The sequence below is a fragment of the Lysinibacillus sp. NPDC097214 genome (assembly GCF_050277945.1).
Classification (GTDB): Bacteria; Bacillota; Bacilli; order Bacillales_A; family Planococcaceae; genus Lysinibacillus; species Lysinibacillus xylanilyticus_B.
Map to the genome: position 1 here is coordinate 125,082 of NZ_JBNNSS010000007.1, position 22,860 is coordinate 147,941.

Consider the following 22,860-nt stretch of genomic DNA (forward strand, 5'->3'; position numbering starts at 1 on the left):
AGTGATATGCGAGATGATCCGTGCCATGTGAAGTGGTTGATTGGAGTGGAGACCGGGCGACTCCTCAGGGATCAGCAATAGAGGAACGAAGGCTAAATGCATCACATCCTGTGATAACGCCTTCGTGACCAACATCATGTTGGCCCGACGCCCCCAGGAAGCTTTGCTCTGTGCGAAAGCGAAGCGGCAGCAATTGTTTTATCTGTGCGAAAGCGTAGCGACAGCAACAACAAAGCGCCCGGTCGGAACGGAAATCAACCCCTCGTTTTGCCGAAGAGCCGTCCTTTTCAATATGGCACCTTACAATATTATTTAATGATAAAAAGCTGTAGCAATTTCAAGTGCTTTTAGCGGATCCTTAATCGAATCCAGCGTATAGACAAGTTTGCCCTCCTGCCATACGATTAAATTCCCTGATTCATAAACATCTAAACGGGCAAAGCCATTTTGCTTCGGAATAGGCAGCATATGTGTTTCTAAAAATTGTACTGCCTGCTTAGCAAGCTTCACACCCGCCTCCGGGTTTTCTGTTCTTGTATGTGTCGCTATTGCCCATCTTCCCTCATTCCAACCAGTCCATAAAGAGCCAACACCTGCATCTTGGTAACCTTTAATGTTGTATCCAAGATCAACCTCTTGACCACCATTTTGGCTATAGTTCTCAAAGGAAATTTGCTCATTCGCTTCGTCTGTACTTTCATATTGCTGCACGGAGAGCCGAGCAATAGCCGTCGCTCTATCCGGTTGTTTTAGTTTACTATCATTGATGGATAAATACTCTTTGCTTTCCAAAAATACTATTTCAACTTGGTTAGTTTCAGTCTTCGTTGTAGCAGTTAAAAATGTACCTTTTGTGATTGGAAGCCCTTTTGGTAAAGTTATCGGTAAATTCGTTTTAAGCTGGTCCTTAATATTTTTTAGTGCCCCAGCCTGAGTATTAGATGCTACTGTGTTTTCATTATTTGTTTTTGGCGGTTTCTGTTGATGTTCATGTGTTTGTTGTTGCTCTTCTTGTGGCTTGTTTGGCACGTTAGTTTGTTGTTCTTCTTGTGGCTTGTTTGGCACGTTAGTTTGTTGTTCTTCTTGTGGCTTATTCGGCACGTTAGGTTTTTCTTCTTTATCAGAGCATGCACTTAACATACTGAAACTTAAAAGCATGCAGGTAAAAAAGATTTTTTTCATGGCATTGCCCTCCTTTATTTCTTTTTTCCTGTCCGTAATCAACTTTAAACCTTTTGTTATCTAAGCACATTAATTCGTTTCGTCAACTTTGACTTAGTTCCTCTATTTCAGCGGGTGTTTGGACACCTGCTAAAAAGTAACTTAAATTCGCATTCATCCCGCCACCTATTTACATGTTCAAAAATTTTTATAAGGAACAAAAAAATCCCTCCAAGTATTTCGGAAGGATTAGTCGCAAAAATATACACAAATAAGCATATGCACATAGCTTTATTTGTATTCCATTACTGAGGAAGCATCTTTTACCTATAAGTATAGTACAACTAATAGTTTATCTATGGCACTAATTACCATCTAGAGCATTCGTACGAGCGAATATTTCTTCTTGCAATAGTTTGGAAGCGCCAACCGCTTCTGTTACTCCATCGGAACCCTGTAATAAACTCCCTTCCTACAGAAGTTAGGAAGAACCAAAAGCCTGATCCATTAAACAACCATATATACGTATTTCTAAATAAGCATGATTGAATACCACTTGAACCTATTCCGAATGATGGAAGTGCTGGTGCAAAGCTAGGTGGTGGACCAAGAGGCATTTGACCTGCCGGTGGCGGTCCAAAGCTTGGTGGGCCATACGATGGTGGCGGTCCGAACGATGGTGGCGGTCCAAAACCAGGCGGACCAAACGATGGTGGTGTTCCAACACCAGGTGGTCTAAATGACGGTGGGCCAAACCCAGGCCGTCCGAATGACGGTTCGAAACCGGGTTCTGGAAGTGGCATAATTTCTTCATATGGATTGTACATGATAAACCCCTCCTTTTACATAATTCAATATATGTAAGAGGGCTAATAACCGTTGAGCAATTGCCTATTACCTTTGTATTTAGTCGTCCTAAACTGCACTCGCATTCCTATAGTTAACTCCGTATAATAAAAGGTGTATTTTCCAAGAAAAGGGGTACTTATGCGAAAAACATTTTTACTAATTACTACACTTCTATTGTCCTTTGGGATCTGGCTATTTTTTAACTCTACAAACTCAAATTCTTCTGCAGAATCAACAAGTATTCAAGACAGGCTAGCTGCTGTTAAAAAGTACAAATATTATTTAGATAAAGGGAACGACAAGATTGGCAAGGAAATGGCTAAAGAAGATTTAGTCATTGTGGAGCCTATCGAAATGCAGCAGAAGTATATTAAACAGGCTCAAAAAAATGGAACGTTAATTTATGGCTATATTAACGCTATGGAAGCAGACAAATGGAATTTAGAGTTCTATAACCAATTGAAAGAAGAGGATTTTTATAAAGACGAGCGCGGAGAAAAGATGTATTTCTCTGAGTGGGATTCGTATTTAATGGATATGGCATCTGAACACTATCAAGCACTTTTACTAGAAGAAATTCAAAAACAAATTGTTCAAAGAGGATTGGATGGTGTGTTTTTAGATACTGTTGGCAATATCGAGTCCTACTTACCTGAAAAAGAACAGGGCGTGCAAAATGAAGCAATGCTTGCCTTTATAAAAAACATAAAGCAGCAATATAACGACTTATCTGTTGCCCAAAATTGGGGCTTTCAAACATTAGCTGATTATACAGCACCCTATATCGATTTTGTTATGTGGGAAAACTTTTCGTATGATGTAGTCGAAGAAGATGAATGGGCGTTGAATAGGATGCAGCAATTAGTTCAGATCCGAGAAAAATTCGGTACTCAGGTGATGACGATCGGATTTAACGACGAAGAGAAAAGTCGTACCTTAGCTGAAAAACATCATTTTAAATTCTTTTATAGCCCGGCAGGATCATACTACAACACATGGCAGTGATGGTCCCCCCATCTGTTAAATAATGCTTACAATCCTCTCCGTCAAGCAACACTAATCGGAGGGGGTTTTTAATATAATTATCTAGGCAAATAAGAATGCATCACTCGCCAATCCTCCAGCTTTTCTTCAAAAGATTTAATATTTTTACCTGGTATTGGGCTAGTCGAAGGCATTTTTTGATATGCTCGACCATCTAAAACCTCAAGGCCGATATGCTTTTTAAAAACCTCGAATGCCTTTGCACCATTAAAAAGCACTAGCTCAATATGAGGATAGTGTGCAAAAAGCGTTTTAAAATCATTCGGTTTTTCATTACGAATAGTGGCATCTAAGCTTCCTTTACGCTCGCACGACTCAATTGTATCCCAAAGACCAATATGATGGTTCTTTAGCAATTTTAATCTTTCTCCATAATCCTGAGGTACATCTACTTCTACTATTTCCCCAATAATCGGCCAAAAGTGATTGCGCGGGTTACCATAATATTGCTGCTTCTCTAACGATTGCTTTCCTGGCATTGAGCCGACAATTAGCACCTTCGTTGACAAATCAATAACCGGTGGTAGTACATTTTTAAGTTCATTTGACATGACAATCACCCCTTCCTTATATTGTAGCGAAAAATTTGCGCGAATGTTATTGAAGAGCATGTACCAAAAATCAAAGCTTATCACCATACCATGGGGTTGATTTCCGTTCTGACTCGGCACTTTCCTAAGAAAGGCTCCTTCTCTATTTGTTGGATATTTATGATAGACTAATCATCAGACAAATGTTGATTATGAGCATCAAACTACATAGAGGTGAAATATGAAAAGTTGGTTCCAGTCTCTTACAGCTAGAATGATTTTTTTAATAAGTATCCTGATCCTTTTAATATGTGGACTGTTTATGTATCTTTTGCAAGAACATATTCGCGATACGACAGAAAAACAGATGGGGATGGAGGCATTGAATATTGCAAAAACCCTCGCATCTACGGAAGAGATCATTACGGCATTCGATAAAGAAGAGCCAAGTGAAATCATCCAGCCAATCGTCGAACCTTTAAGAAAAGAAATTGACGCTGCATATATTGTCGTTGGAAATTCTGAAGGAATTCGTTATTCACACCCTTTAAAAGATAAAATTGGAGAAAAAATGGTTGGTGGAGATAACGATGCCGCATTGCTAGATAGGCAAGCTTATATATCTAAAACTATAGGGTCACTAGGTGAATCGATTCGAGGTAAAGCCCCTATCCTATTAGACAATAAAATTATTGGTGTTGTATCTGTCGGTTTTTTAACAGAAAATATCGACACAATCATCGAAAGCTATATTCACAAATGGATCAAATACACCGTAATCATTCTTTTCATAGGCATATTAGGCGCAATAGCTATTTCCATTTATATTAAAAAGTTATTGTTTAATATGGAGCCTATTCAAATTGCTAAATTATATCAACAAAACAAGGTCATTTTAGAAACAACAGCAGAGGGTATACTGGCTGTCGATCACTTTAATCAAATTACTACCATTAATAAGAGTGCCTATGAAATGCTAGATTCGGCTCACAATAAATCACTCTCAGATTGGATGGGCACAAAAATTGAACATATTTTCACGCCTAAAATTGTTGCAGAGCAAAACATTCATAATTTAGAGCTACCACTTGATGAGCATATTATTATTTTAAATAAAGTGCCTTTAGTTGAAAAGAAAAGGAAAATTGGTTCGTTATACACCTTTAGAAAAAAAGTAGATATCCAAAAAATCACGGATGAATTAAAACAGATGAAGCAGTATGCAAATGTTCAACGGGCCTATACTCATGAATTCGCTAATAAGCTTCATATCATTTTAGGTTTACTTGTCCATAAACATTACAACGAAGCAATTGAGTTTATTAAAGAAGAACGAAACATACAACTTAAAAATCAAGCTTTTTTAAATAGCAATATAACAACCCCGCTTCTACTTGCCTTAATTCAGGGAAAAATTGCAGAAGCCGCAGAACTAGGGATTAAACTCGAGCTAAACGAAATTTCTTCATCTATTGAATTATCTAAACAGCAAGAAGATGCTATCCTAACAGCTCTTGGTAATGTACTTCAAAACGCTATTGAAACTTTAAAAAGCTGGGAATCCTCAGATAAAGTGATTCGACTATCCATCAATAATTATAAAAATCATTACTTATTTGAGATTCAAGATAATGGACCAGGTATTGATCACACTATTTACGATAAAATTTTTACAAAGGGTATATCTACTAAAGAAGGACTAGACCGCGGACATGGACTTGCTATAAGCAAGAAAGCCCTTCAGGAGATACATGGGGAAATTTTATTGGACTCCGGTGATTTATCAGGAGCATGTTTTTTGATTATAGTTCCTAAAGGAGACATTGAGAATGACAACATTAAAAAGTATATGGATTATTGAAGATGACTTTAGAGTAGCAAAAATTCATGCAGATTATGTTCATAATATAGAAGGTTTTATCGTCACTGAAAACTTACGCACAGGAAAAGAAACAATCGAAAAGCTGGAGATGACTTCGAACTTACCAGAAATTATATTAACAGATTTATATATTCCGGATGTTGAAGGTAGCTCATTAGTAAGCCATATACGTCACCTCTATCCGTCTATAAAAATTGTCGTAATCTCAGCAGCAACTGAAGTAAGTTTAATAAGGGATGTATTGGACTTAGGTATTTTAGATTACTTGATTAAACCATTTGAACAACAACGACTTCAACGCGCATTTCAGAAATATTTGCAGGAACTTCGTTTATTTCAAAATAGCAAAAATGTCACTCAAAATGACCTTGATTCTTTATTTTATAGTGAATCAAACAATAAGGTAGTAGATGAAGAAACGTTTGTAAAAGGAATTGATTTGCACACATTACAAATAGTTAAAAGCATTTTTGAAGATCTCAAAACCCAGGAGCTCACAGCCTCCCAATTAAGTGAACTCATTGGTTCTAGCCGTTCAACAGCTCGCCGTTATTTAGAATACTTAGTTGGCGAGCAGTTTTTAGAGACAAAACTAATTTACGGGACCGTTGGCAGACCTGAACGAAAATATGTCTATCATGGAACTTATGAACAAAACTAATAGTATGTTATTTATTTAACATATGATTATATTATTTTCCTCTCTTTAGCACTGTGCTATTTTTTAAATAATCTGAATGATTAACCACAAAGGGAGGAAATATTTTTGAGTCTAAGTATAATCGGATTTTTAACTATTATTATTATTGTTGCTCTACTAATTAGTGGTCGTGTATCACCACTTGTAGCAATGGTTATACCACCTATCGTAGCTGCATTTATAGCTGGCTTTAACTTCGATGAATTGGGAGAATTCTTTAGTTCTGGATTAAGCTCTGTGATGAACGTAGCTGTTATGTTTATCTTCGCTATTATTTTCTTTGGTATTATGCAGGATGTAGGATTATTCGAGCCATTGATCAATAAAATGATTGCGCTTTCAAAAGGAAACATTATAGTCGTTGCAGTGATAACAGTGATCATTGCTGTAGTAGCGCAACTAGACGGTTCTGGAGCTTCAACATTTTTAATTACAATCCCAGCATTATTACCTTTATATTTACGTTTACGGATGAATCCGTATCTATTGCTGTTATTAGTTGGAGGATCTGCAGCAGTTATTAATATGATTCCTTGGGGTGGTCCATTAGGTCGTGTTGCTTCCGTTTTAGAGACAGATGTAACTGAACTTTGGTATCCTTTAATCACTATTCAAATCATTGGTGTCGTATTAATGTTAGCTTTAGCGGTGTTCCTTGGTTTTAGAGAAAAGAAGCGTATTCTGAAACAATACGGTACCCTGGACTTCACAAATGATGATCATGCTATTACACAAGGTGTTGTTTCATCAGAAGTAGACACAAGTTTACAACGACCAAAACTATTGTGGATTAATGCAATTGTTACTGTTCTTGTTATCGGAATTTTAGTTGCAGGTATTTTACCAGCAGGATTAGCTTTTTTAATTGGAGTGGCCATCGCCCTGCCAATCAACTATCGTTCTCCTAAAGAACAAATGGAACGTGTACGTGCACATGCTCCGAATGCCTTAACGATGGCGTCTATCATCATTGCCGCTGGACTATTCTTAGGCATACTTAATGGTACTGGGATGTTAACTGCGATTGCTAACAATGCTGTAAACATTTTACCATCAGCCCTATCATCTTATTTACATATCATTATCGGGGTATTGGGGGTACCATTTGATTTATTACTAAGTACGGATGCATATTACTTCGCTTTATTCCCTGTAGTTGAACAAATTGGCTTATCTTTCGATATTGATTCTCTTTCAACTGCCTATGCCATGATTATTGGTAATATTGTAGGTACATTTGTATCGCCACTTGCTCCTGCAGTTTGGTTAGCTTTAGGCTTATCAGGCTTAGAGATGGGGAAACACTTAAAATACTCTTTCTTCTGGATGTGGGGATTGAGCATTACTTTATTATTCATTGCTGTAGCATTAGGAATTATTGCTATCTAAATAAATTAACTAGAGTACCAGTTGTCGAGTATTGATCGGCAACTGGTTATTTTTCTATCCTCATAGCGTGGGGTTGATTTCCGTTTCGGCTGGGCGCTTTCCTGGGGGCGTCCGATGAGCCGCTCCACTCGCGGAGCTCGCTCCAGGGTCTCATCTGTGACGCTAATCCCCAAGGAGTCGCCCAGCCTCCACTACAATCAACCATTCTTCATTATTTACGTTTCAACAAAATGTCATCCCAAATTTTCGGTGATAAACCTTTTACATAGGTATTGATTATAAAGAAAAATCAGAGCCAGCAAGTATTTCCTCTGAGCTTTTCACATGTAATTTATTGGATGAATTATTTTTTATATAGGTCCTTACTATTTCATAACCAATGCAATACCCTATCCATTGAGGAAGCTTTCCACCATATAAAAATTCAACATGATTGTTTAATCCTTGAATATTGATTTGAGGCAAAAAATGCCCCTCCCAAATTTCTAGCATCTTATCCAATGAGTAGGACCTCAACCATGGCGCTAACCATTTATCCCCATAGATCTCCTCTACTGCACATTCTGCTAAACCTTCTAAAATTAAAGAATCTAACAAAGTCACTTCGTCTAGCGTTTTATTTACATATTGCAGACGACAAACATGATTATACTCATGTGCAAATAACGCTTTAAGCTCCTGCTTTTCAAGCTCTCCTATATATAAAAACAGAGCATTAGGATAGGCAACACCATTTTTCTTAGTAATCGTTTGCTCCTGTGTGATCGGGAAGATATAGATTGGTATATTTGGACCGCTCCATCTCTCCTTTAAATAGATAAATTCCTTTTGTACTACTTCCCAAACGTGTTGTTTTTTTAACTTGTTAATGTCTATTTTTTCATGTGACTGAAAAAGCCCCTGTTGCTGTAGTTCAAATTGTATTTCATCTGGAGATCCGCCAATAAAAACCTCTACTAAACGACTGCAAAGAATAGAGCGTTGTAAGTCCTCAAGATTTTTACTGTTATTAAGTCTTTGACTAGCTATTAATTTATTGAGCCACTCATCTGTTGGAATTACCGACATACATTCCCCCCTTACTATAGCTTATGTCTGAAGTAGACAATCGGCTAGTGATAATGTTCGCAACCGCATATATTAGCTTGTAAGGAAGTCGAAAGGAGGGATAGTTTGTGAATCCAGCTGATACTTATAATCTTTGCTGCAAATATCATGGTAAACGTGTAAGAATTGAAGAACGAGGTGGCAGAGTACATTACGGAGAAATAACTAGGGTGGATAGAAGACAGGTGTGGATTCTACCTGATAGACGATTTGGTGGTTATGGTTTAGGATGGGGTTGGGGTTTTGGAGGAGCAGGAGCAGGTTTTGGAATTGGAATCGCATTTGGGGTAGTTGCCGGAATTGCCCTTGCACCACTACTATTTTGGTAATATTGAAATGACTAATTTTACTATCCGCTGCGCGGAGAAAAAATAAGCCATTTCAATTTGATGAGATGGCTTATTTTCCTTATTGCACTTGCTCTTGTTGCTGTTTGCTTTTAATCAACTCGGATATTGTGACAAATGTATAACCTTGTTTTTTCAGTTCTGGTAAGATTTCTTCCAGTGCCTTAATAGTCTGCGCGCGATTGCCGCCTCCATCGTGGAACAGAATAACATCTCCAGGCTTCGATCCTTTCATCACTTTTTGTACAATTTTGTTAACCCCTGGCTGTTTCCAATCTTGAGTATCCTGATGCCAAGACCACATAACTACTTTGTATCCATCCTTAACAGCGGCATTGATCATTTGATCATTATAATAACCACCTACAGGACGGAACAAGACTGGTGCAAATCCAGTAATACTATAAATTAATTCATTTGTCTTACGTAGTTGTGCCTGTAATTCAGCTACGGAAGCTTTAAACGGATGTGAATACGTATGATTGGCCAGCTCATGCCCTTCTGAATAAGATCGTAAAACAAGGTCTGGATATTTTTCTGCATTTTTACCAATAATAAAAAACGTCGCCTTTGCATCATACTTCTCCAATAAATCCAAAATATCAGCCGTATATTCGGGATGAGGTCCATCATCAAAAGTTAGAGCAATTATTTTGTCTTTTGTATTAATGTCCCACACGACTTCCCCTGTCTCCTCATAATAAGGTCGACCTTTATCCGCATAGGTTGTCAGCTCTGTAAAAAGTACCGATATGATTAAAAAACAAAGGGATAAAACCAATACATATTTACGTGTCATAAGCATCACCTCCCAAGTTCAAATTCACATAACTCCGTCAACTTACTATTTACGAATTACAATGAATTATACTTATGAAGGTTTGGCTGTTTTCTCCTCTTAATTATTACAAAACTCTATTCTATTCCCTGTTTAAAATACTTAACGTATGTTTGAATATAAAACAAAAAACGAGGCAACGGTTGCATTAAAAAAATTTAAAACAACCAGCTATGCTTTCTTATACAAAACACCGGTTGTTTTAGGTAACTAATAATTTTTAGTAAAAATGCCGAACACCTTTTTAACTATCGCCATATGTATATAGAGAAAAGGAGTGATTTCGGATGGTAACAATTGAGCCTATTATGATCAAAGGCCATTTTTTCACTGCAATAGTTGTTCAATTACCAAAAACAACACTGCTAACAATTTCTAACGACACGGGGTACATTATGTGTGGGGCTTTAGATGTTGGTCTATTAAATGACCGCTTAGCAGATCGGAAAATAATTGCCGGCCGAGCAGTTGGCGTGAAAACGATTGATGAGTTATTGACAGCCCCATTAGAATCCGTGACATATGAAGCGCATCAACTTGGTATTTCGGAAGGAATGTCTGGTGTAGAGGCATTATTAAGAATGGTATAACAAATTTTTCACAAAGCGTCAGTGCAATTACGACTAGGCGCTTTTTTCTCGGTCTTATGTAAAAGTGTATAAGCTATTTACTCTAACCCTATACTTTAGACAAAAGGAGTGTTCGTTTTGTCTAAAGATAATCATCGGAAAATACATGTAATTTTGTTGTTAATAGTACTTATCATTTTCGTATGGTCTGTCATAAAACCAGTATCCTATTTAGACTGGATCGCAGAAGTAAGTCCTGCTGTCGTTGCAATTATTATTGTAGTCGCTATTTATAACAAGTTTCGCTTTACAACATTTTCTTATTTTATCATTGCCCTTTTGTCTATTCTAACTTTTATTGGTGGACATTATACTTATTCGGAGGTTCCACTTTTTAACTGGATTAAAGAGGAGTTTCACTTAAAACGAAATGACTACGATCGTTTTGGGCATTTCCTAAAAGGTTTGATGGCCATTGTCATAAGAGAAATATTAATACGAAAAACACCACTAGTAAAAGGCGCCTGGTTAACAGGCATAACAATAAGCATTATGCTTGCTATTGCTGCTCTCTATGAAATTATTGAATGGCTTAGCACAAAAATTTCAAAAGGCGGCAGAGGTGCTAAAGATTTTTTAGGGATGCAGGGTGATCGCTGGGATGCACAATGGGACATGCTTTTAGCCCTCATCGGAACTCTTTTAGCTTTACTTTTATTTACAAAACTCCATGATAAATTGTTGAGAAAGCAGACAAAGTAAAACAATTTTCTTCTGTAGCAAGCATAGCATAACTAATATGAACCATTCGAAAGGTGGTACTCTATGTATTATGCAAGCGTTAGTCAACAATCGTCCCATATATCTCGCGTGATTGTTGTCACTGGAAATGGAGAAGTAATGGCTACTCCAAGTTATGTTCAACTTCGAATAGAAGTCCATACAAGAGGAAAAAATGCACAAGATGCGCAACAAGAAAATGCAATAATGATGAATCGTGTTATCCAATCTCTTTTAGCTCTTCATATACCAAGAGAAAATATTCAAACAGCTATCTATACTATTTCACCACTTTATGATTATGAGGATGGCAAACAGATTTTTAATGGCTACGAAGTAACAAATGCTATTACCGTTAAAGTCGAGGATACGAGTCAGATTGGTAAAATTATTGACACAGCAGTGGACAATGGTGCAAATCGTATTTCCTCTATCCAATTCGACATTGACAACGCAGATGCCTATTATCAACAAGCTCTTAGTTTAGCCCTTCATAATGCCCAGATGAAAGCTAAAACGATTGCAGAGACGATGCATTTGCCCATTCAGCTTCAACCAATTGAAATCGTTGAGGAACATAAAAGTAGACCTGTCCTATATAGATCAATGGCGATGACCGACTCCGCCATTTCTACACCTATTGAACAAGGGCAAATAGCCGTTCATGCGACTGTTCGAGTGAAATTTCAATATTAAATTGAGTCATTACAATGAGCCTTCTGCTTAATAGCATGAAGGCTCTTAAAGTTATTTAAGCTTGTAGTTACAACTTGAGATTATCTGTAGTTAAATTCAAACGTATTTTTTTCTAGACATACTACTTCATCAGAAGTTTTAAAAATGATATCAAAATGCTCACTATAGGAATGCATAAACAATTCATATTGAATTCGACGTTCTTCATGGGACTGCTTTAAATAATGGATATCGGCTCCCCTTTCAAGTACATCACGGCCTGACCTTCTCTTCATTTCCGTATCACTATCTGTATAAAAATAAATTTTCAAATCAAATAGTTGGGGATCGATAAATGCTACACTCATCCCCTCTACAACTGTTACTTTATTTTTTGAAGAAATTAACGCACTTTTCATATAATGCGTATCTATTGTCAATAAATCCAGACCCTTTCTAACCATTTGAATGTCTCTTTCCAAAGAAGGTAAATGATGCGCCGCTGGATGGCAAGCTGTCATTTTAAAATGATGCTGCTCGTTTCGATAAGGATAGTTAATAATTGTATGTTTTCGCATATCCGAGCTTACAATATATGGGTCAGTATTAATATAATTCACTTCATCTTTGTTAAAGCAGTTAATAAGATTATTGGCGAACGTTGTTTTTCCTGCTGCTCCATGACCAGAAATACCAATAACAATTGGCTTATCTTCCTTGCTAGCCCAAGTAACGATATCTTGCAATAACCTATCCATCTTTCTTCCCCCGCTACTTAATTATTAGTTTTTACTTCACAGTTATTATACCTTCTTTGCCAATTAGTTCCAATTCGTTTAACGCATCGCCAATTTTACCTTTCTTTAATTGATCCGTATGTTCTTCTTTCTGATAACCTTCTAAATTAACACTTATATCGGATGATTCACTGTTCGCTATAAGCGCTAATGATTTCGGTGCCTCTTTGTACGATATTGTTATATCCCCTGAAGCAGTTTCTATAAATAGTGATTTTCCTTCGCTGATTTCTTTCATAAGAACTTCACCGCTAGTCGAAGTAATTTTCGTTTTCGGACTGTTGACTCTAGTAATATAGCTATCGCCATTCGTAGCGACTATTGTTAATTCATTTAAGGAACTATCTAGGATATTCAATTCACCATCTTTTGATGTGATTACACCTTTATTTGCCGAAATCCCTTTAATGGTTTTAGTGCCAGAATCCGTTGAAATCGATAGTTCTTCTGTTTCAATGTTGTTAATTTTGATATCACCATAGCTGTTTTTTAATGCAATCTTATTCACAGCATCTTTAGGAACAGAAATGTGAATAGTACCTTTTTTTCCAAAGCTAAAGTTTTTCATAACTCCTTCTTCAGTGTCTCGTTGAATTACCTTTACTTTATTTCCGTCTTTCTTAATTTCAACAGGATTGTTTTCCGGATTTTCTTGTTGCTTACCTTCAACTTCAATTGTTATTTTTTCAGATTCTGTATTTTCTAATGCTATATTCCAAGACTCTATGTTTAGTTCTAGTTCTTCAATTTCCTTAACATCAAAGGATTGTTCTTCATTAATGCTTTTTTCTCCGTTTATGTTAAGGGTGAATAAAGTTCCTCCTATCGCAATAACGAATATCAAAGCTATGATCGCTTTTTTCACTTTACATCCTCATTTCTCATTTCAATTATGCCTCGAATCTATTCCAGCTTTTGCTGAAAGAAGATTATCAATTATGCCTCGGCATAATTGCGTTCGGAATCGGCTTTGTGCCTAGGCCTGCACGAAGGCCGACACGATGTCGGTCATTTCGGTAATGCCACAGGACGTGGCGTTTTTACCGATGCAGGTCAGTTAGCCGTTATCGCATGGATGCGATGGTTTTAGGCTAACATCCCCTATGAACTCCTTTCCGATTCCGTAACATCCGCCGGAGGCTTTAGGCCAACAGATGTTTTTTGCGCGAAAGCGTAGTGCTAACGTAGCGGCAGCAGCACCGATGTTGGTCATTCAGGCGTTTTCACAGGATGTGAAGCTCTTAGCCTGAGTTCCTCTGTTTCAGCGGGTGTTTGGACATCCGCTGAAAGAAGTTAAATTAAATCTACTTTTTCGACTTTATAATAGGACAGATAGCCGATAATAAGCCCCAATAGACACATTGTTATTGGGACCATGATAAATTGAAATAAACTGGCAGATGTGTCCCCAACTGTTGCATTAATAAGAAATCCAATTAATACAGCAGACGTAATTGTTGCAGCAGTTGATTTTTTTCGCATACCGAAGTACAAAGGAATTAAGCTTACCCCAGCCATCATAAAAGCAATAACAAAGATAGACGGAATTGTAGCTACCATCTCCTGAATCTTTACAGGCGTATCAAACAAGTTCATCATTGGATTGAAGAAATAAACAGCGATATTGATCGTAAAGGTTGCAACCACAATGCTGAAGAAACAAAATCCGAAAGCTAGAGACAGCTTAGCAAATATAATTTTTTTCCTTTTTAATGGATACGTAAATAATAATTGAACAGTCTTATTTTTGTATTCATCTATGACTAAACGAGATAAAATGACACTCGAAAAAATGATAAAAACAATTCGAATTAAAATATTTGTTAAAGACATAAAATCTGTATAATCCTGAAACATCTTTTCATCTCCAGAACCCATGGCCATTAGTGCAACTGCCGCAAAAATTCCAACAATACAAATGATTAAGCCATTAAAATAGCTAGATATACGATTCTTTTTCCATTCAAGTCTTAATAGTTTAAGCAATTTGATTCCCTCCATTTATAAGATTTAAAAAATACTCTTCTAAATGCTGTTGCTGTTTTTCAATGCCATTGACAGCAATGTTATTTAAAATAAGTTCTTTATTAATTTGAGATTGGGAAATGTCATGTTCAAAAATTCGAATACAATGTTGATTCGCAATTTCATATTTCCGAATACCTAACTTGTTCTCTAGCACATGAATCGCTTTTTTCACATCGTCTATTTTAATCTCCAGATACTCCATGTTCTCTTTTCGAATATCCTCCATCCTTACCTCTTTCAATAACTTCCCATGATGAAGAATACCAATTGTATCTGCTATTGATTCAATTTCTGATACGATATGACTTGATATTAATATGGTGATTCCAAGCTTCCCCTTTAGATGAAGCAAGAGCTCCCGAATATCTTTAATACCGATTGGATCAAGACCATTTATCGGCTCATCCAAAATAAGAATTTCCGGTTTGGCAACAATCGCACGTGCGATACCTAGCCTTTGCTTCATCCCTAGCGAAAATTCATGTATTTTTTTATGTTCAACACCATTGAGACCTACTATCTCTAGTGCTTTCTCCGTGGCTCCTTTTTCATAAACCCCAATATACTCGCAGTGAAGCTCTAAATTTTCTTTAGCTGTCAGTCTTTCGTAAAATTCCGGATACTCGATAATACTGCCTATTTTGCTCAAGTATTGATAGGATGTATTTGAGATGGATTGATTCAATATTTTAATATCACCTGAAGTTGGTTTTACTAAATTTAAAATCATCTTCATAATCGTCGTTTTTCCTGCCCCATTCGGACCTAGAAACCCATAAATCTCCCCCTTCTTAACATTCATATTGACATTCGATACGGTCTCGACTCCTTTAAAGCTTTTACTTAATTGATGTATTTGAATAACGGTTTCCATGTTATATACTCCTTACCATTTTGAATTCGTTACATTAAGCTTACTAAGTGAAAGTAAAATCAAAGTAAACTAGATGGAAAATGACGGTAATTTTTTTAGGAGAGTAAAGATATGAAGATCAGAAGCTGTTATGATGAGATTGAAACGAGGGATAAAAATGGAAACTGCTGAAAAAATTCTAATCGTAGATGATGAGATTGGTATATTAAAATTATTAGAAATTACGTTGCGAAAAGAAAACTTTATACATATTGATACTGCCTCAACGGGTAAAAGTACACTACAACTCGTAAAAGAAAATCAATACGATGTTATTTTGCTCGATATTATGCTACCAGATATAAGTGGCTTTGAACTTTGCACAGAAATACGTAAACATACAAATACACCCATTATTTTTGTCAGTGCTCGCTCTACAGATTTTGATAAATTAACAGGATTGGGTATCGGTGGAGATGATTATATTACTAAACCTTTTAATCCTTTAGAGGTCGTCGCTCGAATAAAGGTCATCCTTCGACGTCAGAAAATGTATGAGAGTTCTCAGCAACAGCAGAGTACAAGATTTGATTTTGGTTACTTTGCTTTAAATCCTGAATCTGCAACATTAATCGTTAACAATCAGTCTGTCGAGTGTACAGCTAAAGAGCTAGAGCTGCTGCATTTCTTCTGTAAAAATCCAAATCGTATTTTCACCACTTCACAGCTCTATGAATTCGTGTGGGGAAATGATGTATATGGTGAGGAGAAAACCGTAACAATTCATATTTCAAAGCTAAGAAAAAAGCTCGGGGATGATACGCGTAAACCTAAAATAATCGTGAATTTAAGGGGCATTGGGTATAAATTCATCCCACCAAAAGAGGATTCACGATGCGAATAAACACTCGATTTACATTACATCTCGCACTGGGGATTATTCTGTGGATACTTTTAAGTGGAATTTGTATTGTTATCGGACTCGAGGGTATTCTTCCACTCATTAAAAAATCTGTGAGTGAAGAGTATGAGAGTTTAATCGTAGTATGGATTTTTGGGTTTAGTACTATTGTTTGTATTGCCGTATTTGGGTGGTATTTTGGAGGTCCTCTTGGATTTATCATGTCTTGGATTCATCAACTATCACAAGAAAACTACACACAGCCTGCTGGACCTTCTAAAATCTATACCCGTAAAGGAAAACTCCGTATGCGTTACATGTTATATCAAGAGGTACTTCAACATCTACAATCCTTATCAGTAAAATTAAAAGCTGCTGAAACAGAACGTGAAAAGGTTGAACAAGCAAAACAAGAATGGATTGCTGGTATTTCGCATGATTTGAAAACGCCATTAACATATATAACAGGCTACTCTACGCTATTATTAAACGAACAATACGATTGGTCTAAGGATGAAGCTCGTTCTTTTATTCAAGAGATCGCAGATAAAGGCAAGCATATGGAGGAACTTATTCAAGATTTAAGTCTCGTCATTCAGTTTAATAATACAGACGGTCAGTTACCCTTGCATAAAACCAATCAGGATATTGTGGATTTTACAAAAAGAATTGTTGCTACTATAAGCAACAATCCACAGGCTAATGACTATATATTGCACTTCAAAACTGATACATTCGTTATTAACATTGACTTTGATACGAAATTCATGCAACGCATATTACAAAACATTCTTATGAATTCCATTATCCACAATCCGCCTAACACAAATATTTATACACAGATTTTTGATAAGGCAGCGGATGTAGAAATTCACATTGTGGATAACGGCGTAGGGATGTCTCAACACATGATGGATAATATATTCCAACAATATTATCGTGGCACCACAACAGAATCTTCATCTGAGGGTACTGGACTGGGCATGGCGATCGTTTATAAGCTCATTCAAGCACATAATGGCACTATCTCTGTACAGAGCGAACCTTCTAATGGAACAACGTTTATTATTACATTGCCTAAAAAATAATATAGGAATTGAACACTTTTGGATTTCGCCTGAGCTGTCGGTTGTTGAACTTGAGCAGTTCTTCGGTGAACCCGATCACTTTTGGGACTTACCTGATCACTTCTCTGGTAAACCCGATCACTTTTGGGGTTTACCCGATCAGTTCTTCAGTGAACCCAATCAATTTGAAGACCCATCGGAATCATTCATGAAATTATATGGTTTGACATATATTTAAGCATCATAAATCGGTTCATAAGGAGGATTTCATGCAATCTGAAAAATTGCGACTAAGAAAGATTCAACATCTTGCTCATGAAATTACTGATAAAATGCATAAAGGTGAAGAACTTACGCACTTAGAAACGTTGATTCCTGTTATTGATAATTTATCTCGTGCAATTGGTGATTTAACAGATTCCTATGGAAAGTATTCTTTAGATTATGTAGAAGAAAAAGTGAAAAATGCTCATACGCTTTTATTTAACAAAGAAAAAGTGAATGTCTATTTATAAAGAGATGGGAAAAGGGTAACCGTATAGATGGTTACCCTTAAAACATTTAATGTGTTTCAGGATTAAATGTTTTGCAATCTGTTTCTTCACTATTAGATGCCTGCTGTCCCTTTTGACTTACAACATAAATTTTTTCTGCACCACATCTGTTTCCAGAGTTCCAAAATGTACAGTTATTGACTTCACAAAGAATTTCTTGTGCCATCGTTTCAACACCTCCTCCTTTGTTATCATTAACAAAATTGAGGTATTTTAATACTTATTTATAGAAGGTGTAATAAACGGAAATATACATCATCTAAACTTCGATTTCATAGTGTTGAAAAACAAAATGGTCAAAGAAATCTTTGTGAATGTTGTGGCTCTCTAAATGAGAGTGATTTCCGTTCCAGGCTACTCGCTTTCCTGTGGGCGAGCGTCGAGCCGCTTCCTCCGCTACGCTCCGTGCAGGGTCTCGCCTGTCTCGCTTTCCCACGGGAGTCGAGTAGCCTTCCACTCCAATCAACAATAATAGAACTTTTATAAATTTTATACATTTCAAAAGTGAACGCTATGACAGCTCACTATATTTGAACAGAATAGATTTACAACAGTGATGCAATTGTATCTCTTGTTGTTGCCACTATGTCTTCGAATATAAAAGCAATTATTGCTGTCGCTTTGCACAGACAATCCATTGTTGCTGAAGTATTGTTTTATTACTATTAATTAGAGTGACATCTAAATAAATATACGCTAAGTAGTGGTTGATTGGAGTAGAGATTGGGCGACTCCTTGGGGATTAGCGATAGGGGAACGAAGGCGTTATCACATCCTGTGATAACGCCTTCGTGACCAACATCCTGTTGCCCCGACGCGCCCAGTCGGAACGGAAATCAACTACTCGTTGTGCCGTAAGAGTCATTCTTTAATTTCATTGTCACAATAGTTTTTCTCCACGTTATTCAATAACCTTTGTTGGCGTTGCCTCTTGCACAATTATAATGCCATCATATGCCTCAGCAGGTGTCATATTAATTGTATAAAGCATCTTCATAAACTTATACCAAACACTAAAGTCATCTCCGATATTACCCATTCTTTGTTTTTTTGCTAAGATGTCAGCTAAATCCGGAGATTCATTAGCCTTTTTAAAGTCTACATAGAATATATTTTCCTTCACTTCGCTGAAAGCATCTATTAATGCATTATGGTGCTTAATTGTATACTCTTTTCTTACGCCAGACCCATTTTGTGCCTGAAACGTATTGTTAACAAAGTCAGTCCCAATAGCGAAGTACGCATCTTTATACACTTCGTCTAAATATTGACCCATAGATTTGTACCCTGCCAGATTCGCCGAAGTTTTCTCTATATGTCCATTATGAGCAGACATCAGTACTTTATCATGACCTTGAGCCGCTTCAAAATCAACGATCCATTGTAAGTTGTTCGCTAAATATTCATCACGAAGATTCGTATAATTACTATCACTTAAAAATAATTGCGTTCGCTGCTTCATAATTTGCGCATATTGAGCAGCAAGTAAATAAGCTTCTTTCGACGATTGCTTTTCATAAGAATCTTTATTTGTTTTCAAATCTTTTATGATTGCATCCATATTTTTGTCAAGTTCCTCTAGCTGACTACTAGATAAATCTCTCATTGTTTTATTCGTCGCATCTTTTAACTGTGCCTTATATTTCTTAGCACCTTCACTATTGACCACTTCGTAATAGTCTAATAACCCTTTTTTACTATAATCATAGCGTTGCATATCGTTACCGTAAAAATAAATTTTATCTTTCTCATTGGCAGTCATGTTGTAATCATGCATCCACTGAACAAACTCAATCATTTGCTCTGTTTTATAAATACCATAATCCAAAGCTTTTACCGCTTCCTCAGCTGTGCCAGTACCATTTAAAATAAACTGATTAATTTGCTGAGCGCCACCAAAATCACCTTCTAACACAAAAACACGAACATTTTCATTTTTTATTAAGGCTTGAAATACATCCTTCTTTAAAGTTTGGAATTCCACGTTACCATGTGTTGCTTCTCCAAAACCAATTACTTTCACGTCATTCGGAATATCGATATCATTAACCGCAGATGTATATTTTGAAGCATCCTTAACAGCCTCTACCTTTCCCCATCCTGCTAAAACAAACACAAGAAATATTGTTGAAATTAACAAAAAACTCCTTTTAACAAGTACCATTTAAAAAAACCTCCCTTTATTTATAAAAAAGTTATCCCACGTTAGCAGGCAGAAATTCACATTTCGAGAAGGAGTGAAAGTTTAACTGCCCATAATCGCCCAATTGGTGAAGACAAATAATCAGTGGGGATGAAGTAAAATCCCACTGATTAAAGTTTCACTTTATACAGCTTTTCGTTGGAAATATAAATATCCTCCAAGGAAAAACAGTAAGAATCCTCCGCCTACAACTGTTAATAATTGATCCCAAGGTACGAAGAATACATCATCCGTATTGCCGCCTACATACATCATTGAGAATGGTTGAGCCCATGGATAGTAGGGTCCGATAGTTTTTGAATTGATTGCCAGTATAGAAGGTAAAGTAAAAACTACATTAACTGCAAATGGGGCAGCAAAGCTTTTAAACATGATAGACATCCACAACTGCAAAGCCACTAATGGCAATGTCGCTACCCATCCTCCGATAATGCTCTTCCAAACAATCTCCATCGGGAAAGGATCTGTATAGCCCTTTATCATGCCTACAGCAAATATAGAACATAAATATAATAACTGCATCGCCAACATAAGAAGAATAATTAATACATACTTAGCTACAAATACTCTTCCTCTTGTCACCGGTAATGCTAAAAGCTGTTTCCAACCGCCGGATTGATGCTCATATCTACAAATAAGACTTGCTAATACCCCTGCAATTAAAGGTAGAAACAATAATGCGTATGTTAAATTCATTGAAAACAAAGAAATGTACCAAGGATTCACATCAAGATCTTGCGTATTAGATTCTAAATTTGATGTTAATCCGATAAAAAGTCCGATTATCGGCCCGGCTAAAATGATTGGCACCATTTTAGATTTTCGCAGTTTAAACCATTCAGCGCTCAGTATTGACCACATTTACTTTACATCCCTTCTAGCGAAATCTATCATTCCGATAATATACAGCAAAATACCAATGCTGATTCCTAGCATGACATTTATAACGGGCTCATCCCATTGATTCATTAAAGATGGCCATTTCCAAATCATCCAATCAGGCAATACAAAGGAGGAATACGCAAAAATCACGCCGAAAATGCCAACTGTAATTGGGATCCCCTGATTATGACAAACACTTGCAATCCAAAGTTGAAGTGCCAATATTGGCAATGAAGCAAAATATGGATAGTAAGCAAATTTAGCAATTTCCATATAAGGTGTGCTATTGCCTAAGTCTAAAAAGATTCCGTAAGTCAATGTCATTAGCATTAATATCGTGGAAGACAAGAACAGTAAAATCGCTAGAACAGTGAACTTTGATAAATACACCGTTAATTTAGACACCGGTAGTGCAATTAATTGCTTCCAAGCGTTCGTTTCATTTTCAATGCTCGCTATAAATGAAGTTAAAATAGCAATCCCTAAAACGATAGCAAGTGGTGTAAATGAATGAACATTTAATAAATAGTAGCCCCAATCGTCCTCGCTTTGCTCTAACAGATAGTCCTTCCTTACACCGTAATTCACCATTTGTAGAGCAACAACACCTATTGGTCCTAAAGCTGTTAAAAACCATAATCCTTTGCGTTTAATTTTCAAAAAGTCAGAAGTTAACAGTTTTCCTATCATAGCGCTTGCTCTCCTGTTGTCATTTGAAGGAAGATATCCTCTAAAGATCGTTTCTCTTCTTCTACTCGGTAAACCGAAATGCCTTCTTGTACAAGAATTTGTACAATATGTGCTACCTTTTCATCTGAACATTCATCAAATAAAATGAGGTCACCCTTATGTTCTGCCTTAATGCCATTTGCTACTAATGAACGCCAGCCCTTTTCACCGTCACTCACTTTAATGACTACCTTTGGCTGGGCAAATCTACGCATTGCTTCAATCGAATCTTGGAAAATCATTTTCCCCTTTGTCACAATGCCCACTTGTGTAGCCATTTGATCAATTTCTGATAATAGATGGCTTGAAATAATAATCGTCATTCCATACTCTGAAGGTAGTCGTTTAATCAAATTACGAATTTCGATAATACCAGATGGATCAAGACCATTCGTTGGTTCATCTAAAATAAGTAATTCAGGATTATGTAACAACGATGCAGCTATACCTAAACGCTGCTTCATCCCAAGAGAAAAGCCCTTTACTTTTTTTTCTGCGGCATCCTTCAAACGAACAATTTCTAACACTTCATCGATACGTGATTTCGGGACACCTAAAATTTTTCTTAACGCTTCTAAATTTTCATAAGCCGTTAAATGTGGATAATAAGAAGGGTTCTCTACTAATGAACCAACCTTTGCTAAAATATTAATTCGTTCCTTCGTTAAATCTTTTTGGAACATTTTAATAGTTCCAGAAGATGGCTTCATTAAACCAAGAAGCATACGAATCGTTGTCGTTTTCCCCGCTCCATTAGGTCCTAAAAATCCATATATTTCACCTTTACGTATTTTTAAATTTATATTTGATACAGCTTGCTCCTTACCAAAGCTCTTTGATAAGTTTTCTGTTTGTACGATATATTCCATTGTCCTCACCTCTGTAATTATCATAAGTAATGAAGGTTAAAAACAGGTAAGGTCTAAGGTTAAATTTTGTTTAAAAAAGACACTTTGTCATAACGTGGGTTGATTT

General features: G+C 36.6%; 26 protein-coding genes. 12 read left to right on the forward strand and 14 right to left on the reverse strand.

The window, feature by feature from the left end; genetic code table 11:
- Nucleotides 1-312 precede the first annotated feature (312 nt).
- Together ACQKMI_RS16985 and ACQKMI_RS16990 are read right to left on the reverse strand one after the other, a co-directional pair.
- The gene (locus ACQKMI_RS16985) at nucleotides 313-1,182 is read right to left on the reverse strand and encodes a hypothetical protein (protein WP_427490833.1); all 870 of its coding nucleotides are present in this window, start codon (nucleotides 1,180-1,182) and stop codon (nucleotides 313-315) included.
- 347 nt (nucleotides 1,183-1,529) lie between these two features.
- Nucleotides 1,530-1,988 carry a hypothetical protein gene (locus ACQKMI_RS16990; protein WP_427490834.1) on the reverse strand — a complete coding sequence of 153 codons (459 nt, stop codon included), beginning with the start codon at nucleotides 1,986-1,988 and terminating at the stop codon, nucleotides 1,530-1,532.
- 160 nt (nucleotides 1,989-2,148) lie between these two features.
- Here ACQKMI_RS16990 and ACQKMI_RS16995 point away from each other — a divergent pair, with 160 nt between their 5' ends.
- Nucleotides 2,149-3,015, forward strand: coding sequence for an endo alpha-1,4 polygalactosaminidase (locus ACQKMI_RS16995; protein ID WP_427490836.1), 867 nt, complete (start codon nucleotides 2,149-2,151; stop codon nucleotides 3,013-3,015).
- A 77-nt stretch (nucleotides 3,016-3,092) separates the two neighbouring features.
- On the opposite strand, the gene ACQKMI_RS17000 is transcribed toward ACQKMI_RS16995, so the two are convergent.
- Nucleotides 3,093-3,605 (reverse strand): DNA-deoxyinosine glycosylase, encoded by a 513-nt coding sequence (locus tag ACQKMI_RS17000; protein ID WP_427490838.1) that lies wholly within the window; start codon nucleotides 3,603-3,605, stop codon nucleotides 3,093-3,095.
- Between the two features lie 301 nt (nucleotides 3,606-3,906).
- On the opposite strand from ACQKMI_RS17000, the gene ACQKMI_RS17005 reads away from it, so the two are divergent.
- The 3 genes from ACQKMI_RS17005 (at nucleotide 3,907) to ACQKMI_RS17015 (ending at nucleotide 7,555) form a co-directional block, all read left to right on the forward strand.
- Complete coding sequence (locus tag ACQKMI_RS17005) at nucleotides 3,907-5,445, forward strand: ATP-binding protein (protein ID WP_427490840.1); 1,539 nt, start codon at nucleotides 3,907-3,909, stop codon at nucleotides 5,443-5,445.
- On the forward strand, nucleotides 5,414-6,127 hold the full coding sequence (locus ACQKMI_RS17010; RefSeq protein ID WP_427490842.1) for a response regulator: 714 nt from the start codon (nucleotides 5,414-5,416) through the stop codon (nucleotides 6,125-6,127). Before ACQKMI_RS17005 ends, ACQKMI_RS17010 begins: the two co-directional genes overlap by 32 nt.
- A gap of 105 nt (nucleotides 6,128-6,232) precedes the next feature.
- Complete coding sequence (locus ACQKMI_RS17015) at nucleotides 6,233-7,555, forward strand: CitMHS family transporter (protein ID WP_427490844.1); 1,323 nt, start codon at nucleotides 6,233-6,235, stop codon at nucleotides 7,553-7,555.
- 276 nt (nucleotides 7,556-7,831) lie between these two features.
- On the opposite strand, the gene ACQKMI_RS17020 is transcribed toward ACQKMI_RS17015, so the two are convergent.
- Nucleotides 7,832-8,623: a DUF2268 domain-containing protein gene (locus tag ACQKMI_RS17020; RefSeq protein WP_427490846.1), complete on the reverse strand. Its 792-nt coding sequence runs from the start codon at nucleotides 8,621-8,623 to the stop codon at nucleotides 7,832-7,834.
- 107 nt (nucleotides 8,624-8,730) lie between these two features.
- Here ACQKMI_RS17020 and ACQKMI_RS17025 point away from each other — a divergent pair, with 107 nt between their 5' ends.
- Nucleotides 8,731-8,991: a hypothetical protein gene (locus tag ACQKMI_RS17025; RefSeq protein WP_427490847.1), complete on the forward strand. Its 261-nt coding sequence runs from the start codon at nucleotides 8,731-8,733 to the stop codon at nucleotides 8,989-8,991.
- Nucleotides 8,992-9,070: 79 nt separating this feature from the next.
- Here the strand turns inward: ACQKMI_RS17025 and ACQKMI_RS17030 are convergent, their stop codons facing one another.
- A complete protein-coding gene (locus ACQKMI_RS17030) occupies nucleotides 9,071-9,808 on the reverse strand; it encodes a polysaccharide deacetylase family protein (protein WP_427490848.1) in 738 nt (245 codons plus the stop codon).
- 326 nt (nucleotides 9,809-10,134) lie between these two features.
- On the opposite strand from ACQKMI_RS17030, the gene ACQKMI_RS17035 reads away from it, so the two are divergent.
- The 3 genes from ACQKMI_RS17035 (at nucleotide 10,135) to ACQKMI_RS17045 (ending at nucleotide 11,892) form a co-directional block, all read left to right on the forward strand.
- Nucleotides 10,135-10,437 (forward strand): YunC family protein, encoded by a 303-nt coding sequence (locus tag ACQKMI_RS17035; protein WP_079562172.1) that lies wholly within the window; start codon nucleotides 10,135-10,137, stop codon nucleotides 10,435-10,437.
- Nucleotides 10,438-10,554: 117 nt separating this feature from the next.
- On the forward strand, nucleotides 10,555-11,178 hold the full coding sequence (locus ACQKMI_RS17040; RefSeq protein WP_427490850.1) for a DUF2238 domain-containing protein: 624 nt from the start codon (nucleotides 10,555-10,557) through the stop codon (nucleotides 11,176-11,178).
- A gap of 63 nt (nucleotides 11,179-11,241) precedes the next feature.
- On the forward strand, nucleotides 11,242-11,892 hold the full coding sequence (locus tag ACQKMI_RS17045) for an SIMPL domain-containing protein (protein WP_427490852.1): 651 nt from the start codon (nucleotides 11,242-11,244) through the stop codon (nucleotides 11,890-11,892).
- Between the two features lie 80 nt (nucleotides 11,893-11,972).
- Here ACQKMI_RS17045 and ACQKMI_RS17050 read toward each other — a convergent pair whose 3' ends face one another.
- The 4 genes from ACQKMI_RS17050 to ACQKMI_RS17065 all read right to left on the reverse strand — a co-directional run bounded on the left by ACQKMI_RS17050 (nucleotide 11,973) and on the right by ACQKMI_RS17065 (nucleotide 15,570).
- A complete protein-coding gene (locus ACQKMI_RS17050; RefSeq protein ID WP_427490854.1) occupies nucleotides 11,973-12,629 on the reverse strand; it encodes a uridine kinase family protein in 657 nt (218 codons plus the stop codon).
- A 31-nt stretch (nucleotides 12,630-12,660) separates the two neighbouring features.
- Nucleotides 12,661-13,533, reverse strand: a complete 873-nt coding sequence (locus ACQKMI_RS17055; RefSeq protein ID WP_427490856.1) for a DUF4097 family beta strand repeat-containing protein — start codon at nucleotides 13,531-13,533, stop codon at nucleotides 12,661-12,663.
- Nucleotides 13,534-13,961: 428 nt separating this feature from the next.
- On the reverse strand, nucleotides 13,962-14,654 hold the full coding sequence (locus ACQKMI_RS17060) for an ABC transporter permease (RefSeq protein ID WP_427490858.1): 693 nt from the start codon (nucleotides 14,652-14,654) through the stop codon (nucleotides 13,962-13,964).
- Nucleotides 14,647-15,570, reverse strand: coding sequence for an ABC transporter ATP-binding protein (locus ACQKMI_RS17065; protein WP_427490860.1), 924 nt, complete (start codon nucleotides 15,568-15,570; stop codon nucleotides 14,647-14,649). The genes ACQKMI_RS17060 and ACQKMI_RS17065 overlap by 8 nt, the downstream gene beginning before the upstream one ends.
- A gap of 157 nt (nucleotides 15,571-15,727) precedes the next feature.
- Here ACQKMI_RS17065 and ACQKMI_RS17070 point away from each other — a divergent pair, with 157 nt between their 5' ends.
- Genes ACQKMI_RS17070 through ACQKMI_RS17085 form a run of 4 tightly spaced genes read left to right on the forward strand, consistent with a single transcriptional unit; the run spans nucleotide 15,728 to nucleotide 18,032 of the window.
- Nucleotides 15,728-16,453, forward strand: coding sequence for a response regulator transcription factor (locus ACQKMI_RS17070; protein ID WP_427490862.1), 726 nt, complete (start codon nucleotides 15,728-15,730; stop codon nucleotides 16,451-16,453).
- A complete protein-coding gene (locus tag ACQKMI_RS17075) occupies nucleotides 16,444-17,538 on the forward strand; it encodes a sensor histidine kinase (protein ID WP_427490864.1) in 1,095 nt (364 codons plus the stop codon). The genes ACQKMI_RS17070 and ACQKMI_RS17075 overlap by 10 nt, the downstream gene beginning before the upstream one ends.
- Nucleotides 17,501-17,755 carry a hypothetical protein gene (locus ACQKMI_RS17080; RefSeq protein ID WP_427490866.1) on the forward strand — a complete coding sequence of 85 codons (255 nt, stop codon included), beginning with the start codon at nucleotides 17,501-17,503 and terminating at the stop codon, nucleotides 17,753-17,755. Before ACQKMI_RS17075 ends, ACQKMI_RS17080 begins: the two co-directional genes overlap by 38 nt.
- Before the next feature lie 31 nt (nucleotides 17,756-17,786).
- Complete coding sequence (locus ACQKMI_RS17085) at nucleotides 17,787-18,032, forward strand: group-specific protein (RefSeq protein WP_427490868.1); 246 nt, start codon at nucleotides 17,787-17,789, stop codon at nucleotides 18,030-18,032.
- Nucleotides 18,033-18,078: 46 nt separating this feature from the next.
- On the opposite strand, the gene ACQKMI_RS17090 is transcribed toward ACQKMI_RS17085, so the two are convergent.
- From ACQKMI_RS17090 to ACQKMI_RS17110, 5 genes are all read right to left on the reverse strand, one after another.
- The gene (locus ACQKMI_RS17090) at nucleotides 18,079-18,237 is read right to left on the reverse strand and encodes a DUF1540 domain-containing protein (RefSeq protein ID WP_082172635.1); all 159 of its coding nucleotides are present in this window, start codon (nucleotides 18,235-18,237) and stop codon (nucleotides 18,079-18,081) included.
- 735 nt (nucleotides 18,238-18,972) lie between these two features.
- Nucleotides 18,973-20,235, reverse strand: coding sequence for an erythromycin esterase family protein (locus tag ACQKMI_RS17095; RefSeq protein WP_427490870.1), 1,263 nt, complete (start codon nucleotides 20,233-20,235; stop codon nucleotides 18,973-18,975).
- 162 nt (nucleotides 20,236-20,397) lie between these two features.
- Entirely contained in the window at nucleotides 20,398-21,135 is a 738-nt protein-coding gene (locus tag ACQKMI_RS17100; protein WP_427490872.1) for an ABC transporter permease, read from the reverse strand.
- Nucleotides 21,136-21,846, reverse strand: coding sequence for an ABC transporter permease (locus ACQKMI_RS17105; protein WP_427490874.1), 711 nt, complete (start codon nucleotides 21,844-21,846; stop codon nucleotides 21,136-21,138). It lies immediately after the preceding gene.
- The gene (locus ACQKMI_RS17110) at nucleotides 21,843-22,754 is read right to left on the reverse strand and encodes an ATP-binding cassette domain-containing protein (RefSeq protein ID WP_427490876.1); all 912 of its coding nucleotides are present in this window, start codon (nucleotides 22,752-22,754) and stop codon (nucleotides 21,843-21,845) included. Before ACQKMI_RS17110 ends, ACQKMI_RS17105 begins: the two co-directional genes overlap by 4 nt.
- Between the last annotated feature and the right edge of the window lie 106 nt (nucleotides 22,755-22,860).

Excerpts from the sequence above, each read along its gene's own strand:
- ACQKMI_RS16985 (WP_427490833.1), bottom strand. The coding sequence starts at position 1,182 with ATGAAAAAAATCTTTTTTACCTGCATGCTTTTAAGTTTCAGTATGTTA.
- ACQKMI_RS16990 (WP_427490834.1), bottom strand. The coding sequence starts at position 1,988 with ATGTACAATCCATATGAAGAAATTATGCCACTTCCAGAACCCGGTTTC.
- ACQKMI_RS16995 (WP_427490836.1), top strand. The coding sequence starts at position 2,149 with ATGCGAAAAACATTTTTACTAATTACTACACTTCTATTGTCCTTTGGG.
- ACQKMI_RS17000 (WP_427490838.1), bottom strand. The coding sequence starts at position 3,605 with ATGTCAAATGAACTTAAAAATGTACTACCACCGGTTATTGATTTGTCA.
- ACQKMI_RS17005 (WP_427490840.1), top strand. The coding sequence starts at position 3,907 with ATGTATCTTTTGCAAGAACATATTCGCGATACGACAGAAAAACAGATG.
- ACQKMI_RS17010 (WP_427490842.1), top strand. The coding sequence starts at position 5,414 with ATGACAACATTAAAAAGTATATGGATTATTGAAGATGACTTTAGAGTA.
- ACQKMI_RS17020 (WP_427490846.1), bottom strand. The coding sequence starts at position 8,623 with ATGTCGGTAATTCCAACAGATGAGTGGCTCAATAAATTAATAGCTAGT.
- ACQKMI_RS17030 (WP_427490848.1), bottom strand. The coding sequence starts at position 9,808 with ATGACACGTAAATATGTATTGGTTTTATCCCTTTGTTTTTTAATCATA.
- ACQKMI_RS17035 (WP_079562172.1), top strand. The coding sequence starts at position 10,135 with ATGGTAACAATTGAGCCTATTATGATCAAAGGCCATTTTTTCACTGCA.
- ACQKMI_RS17045 (WP_427490852.1), top strand. The coding sequence starts at position 11,242 with ATGTATTATGCAAGCGTTAGTCAACAATCGTCCCATATATCTCGCGTG.
- ACQKMI_RS17050 (WP_427490854.1), bottom strand. The coding sequence starts at position 12,629 with ATGGATAGGTTATTGCAAGATATCGTTACTTGGGCTAGCAAGGAAGAT.
- ACQKMI_RS17065 (WP_427490860.1), bottom strand. The coding sequence starts at position 15,570 with ATGGAAACCGTTATTCAAATACATCAATTAAGTAAAAGCTTTAAAGGA.
- ACQKMI_RS17070 (WP_427490862.1), top strand. The coding sequence starts at position 15,728 with ATGGAAACTGCTGAAAAAATTCTAATCGTAGATGATGAGATTGGTATA.
- ACQKMI_RS17075 (WP_427490864.1), top strand. The coding sequence starts at position 16,444 with ATGCGAATAAACACTCGATTTACATTACATCTCGCACTGGGGATTATT.
- ACQKMI_RS17080 (WP_427490866.1), top strand. The coding sequence starts at position 17,501 with ATGGAACAACGTTTATTATTACATTGCCTAAAAAATAATATAGGAATT.
- ACQKMI_RS17085 (WP_427490868.1), top strand. The coding sequence starts at position 17,787 with ATGCAATCTGAAAAATTGCGACTAAGAAAGATTCAACATCTTGCTCAT.
- ACQKMI_RS17090 (WP_082172635.1), bottom strand. The coding sequence starts at position 18,237 with ATGGCACAAGAAATTCTTTGTGAAGTCAATAACTGTACATTTTGGAAC.
- ACQKMI_RS17095 (WP_427490870.1), bottom strand. The coding sequence starts at position 20,235 with ATGGTACTTGTTAAAAGGAGTTTTTTGTTAATTTCAACAATATTTCTT.
- ACQKMI_RS17100 (WP_427490872.1), bottom strand. The coding sequence starts at position 21,135 with ATGTGGTCAATACTGAGCGCTGAATGGTTTAAACTGCGAAAATCTAAA.
- ACQKMI_RS17105 (WP_427490874.1), bottom strand. The coding sequence starts at position 21,846 with ATGATAGGAAAACTGTTAACTTCTGACTTTTTGAAAATTAAACGCAAA.
- ACQKMI_RS17110 (WP_427490876.1), bottom strand. The coding sequence starts at position 22,754 with ATGGAATATATCGTACAAACAGAAAACTTATCAAAGAGCTTTGGTAAG.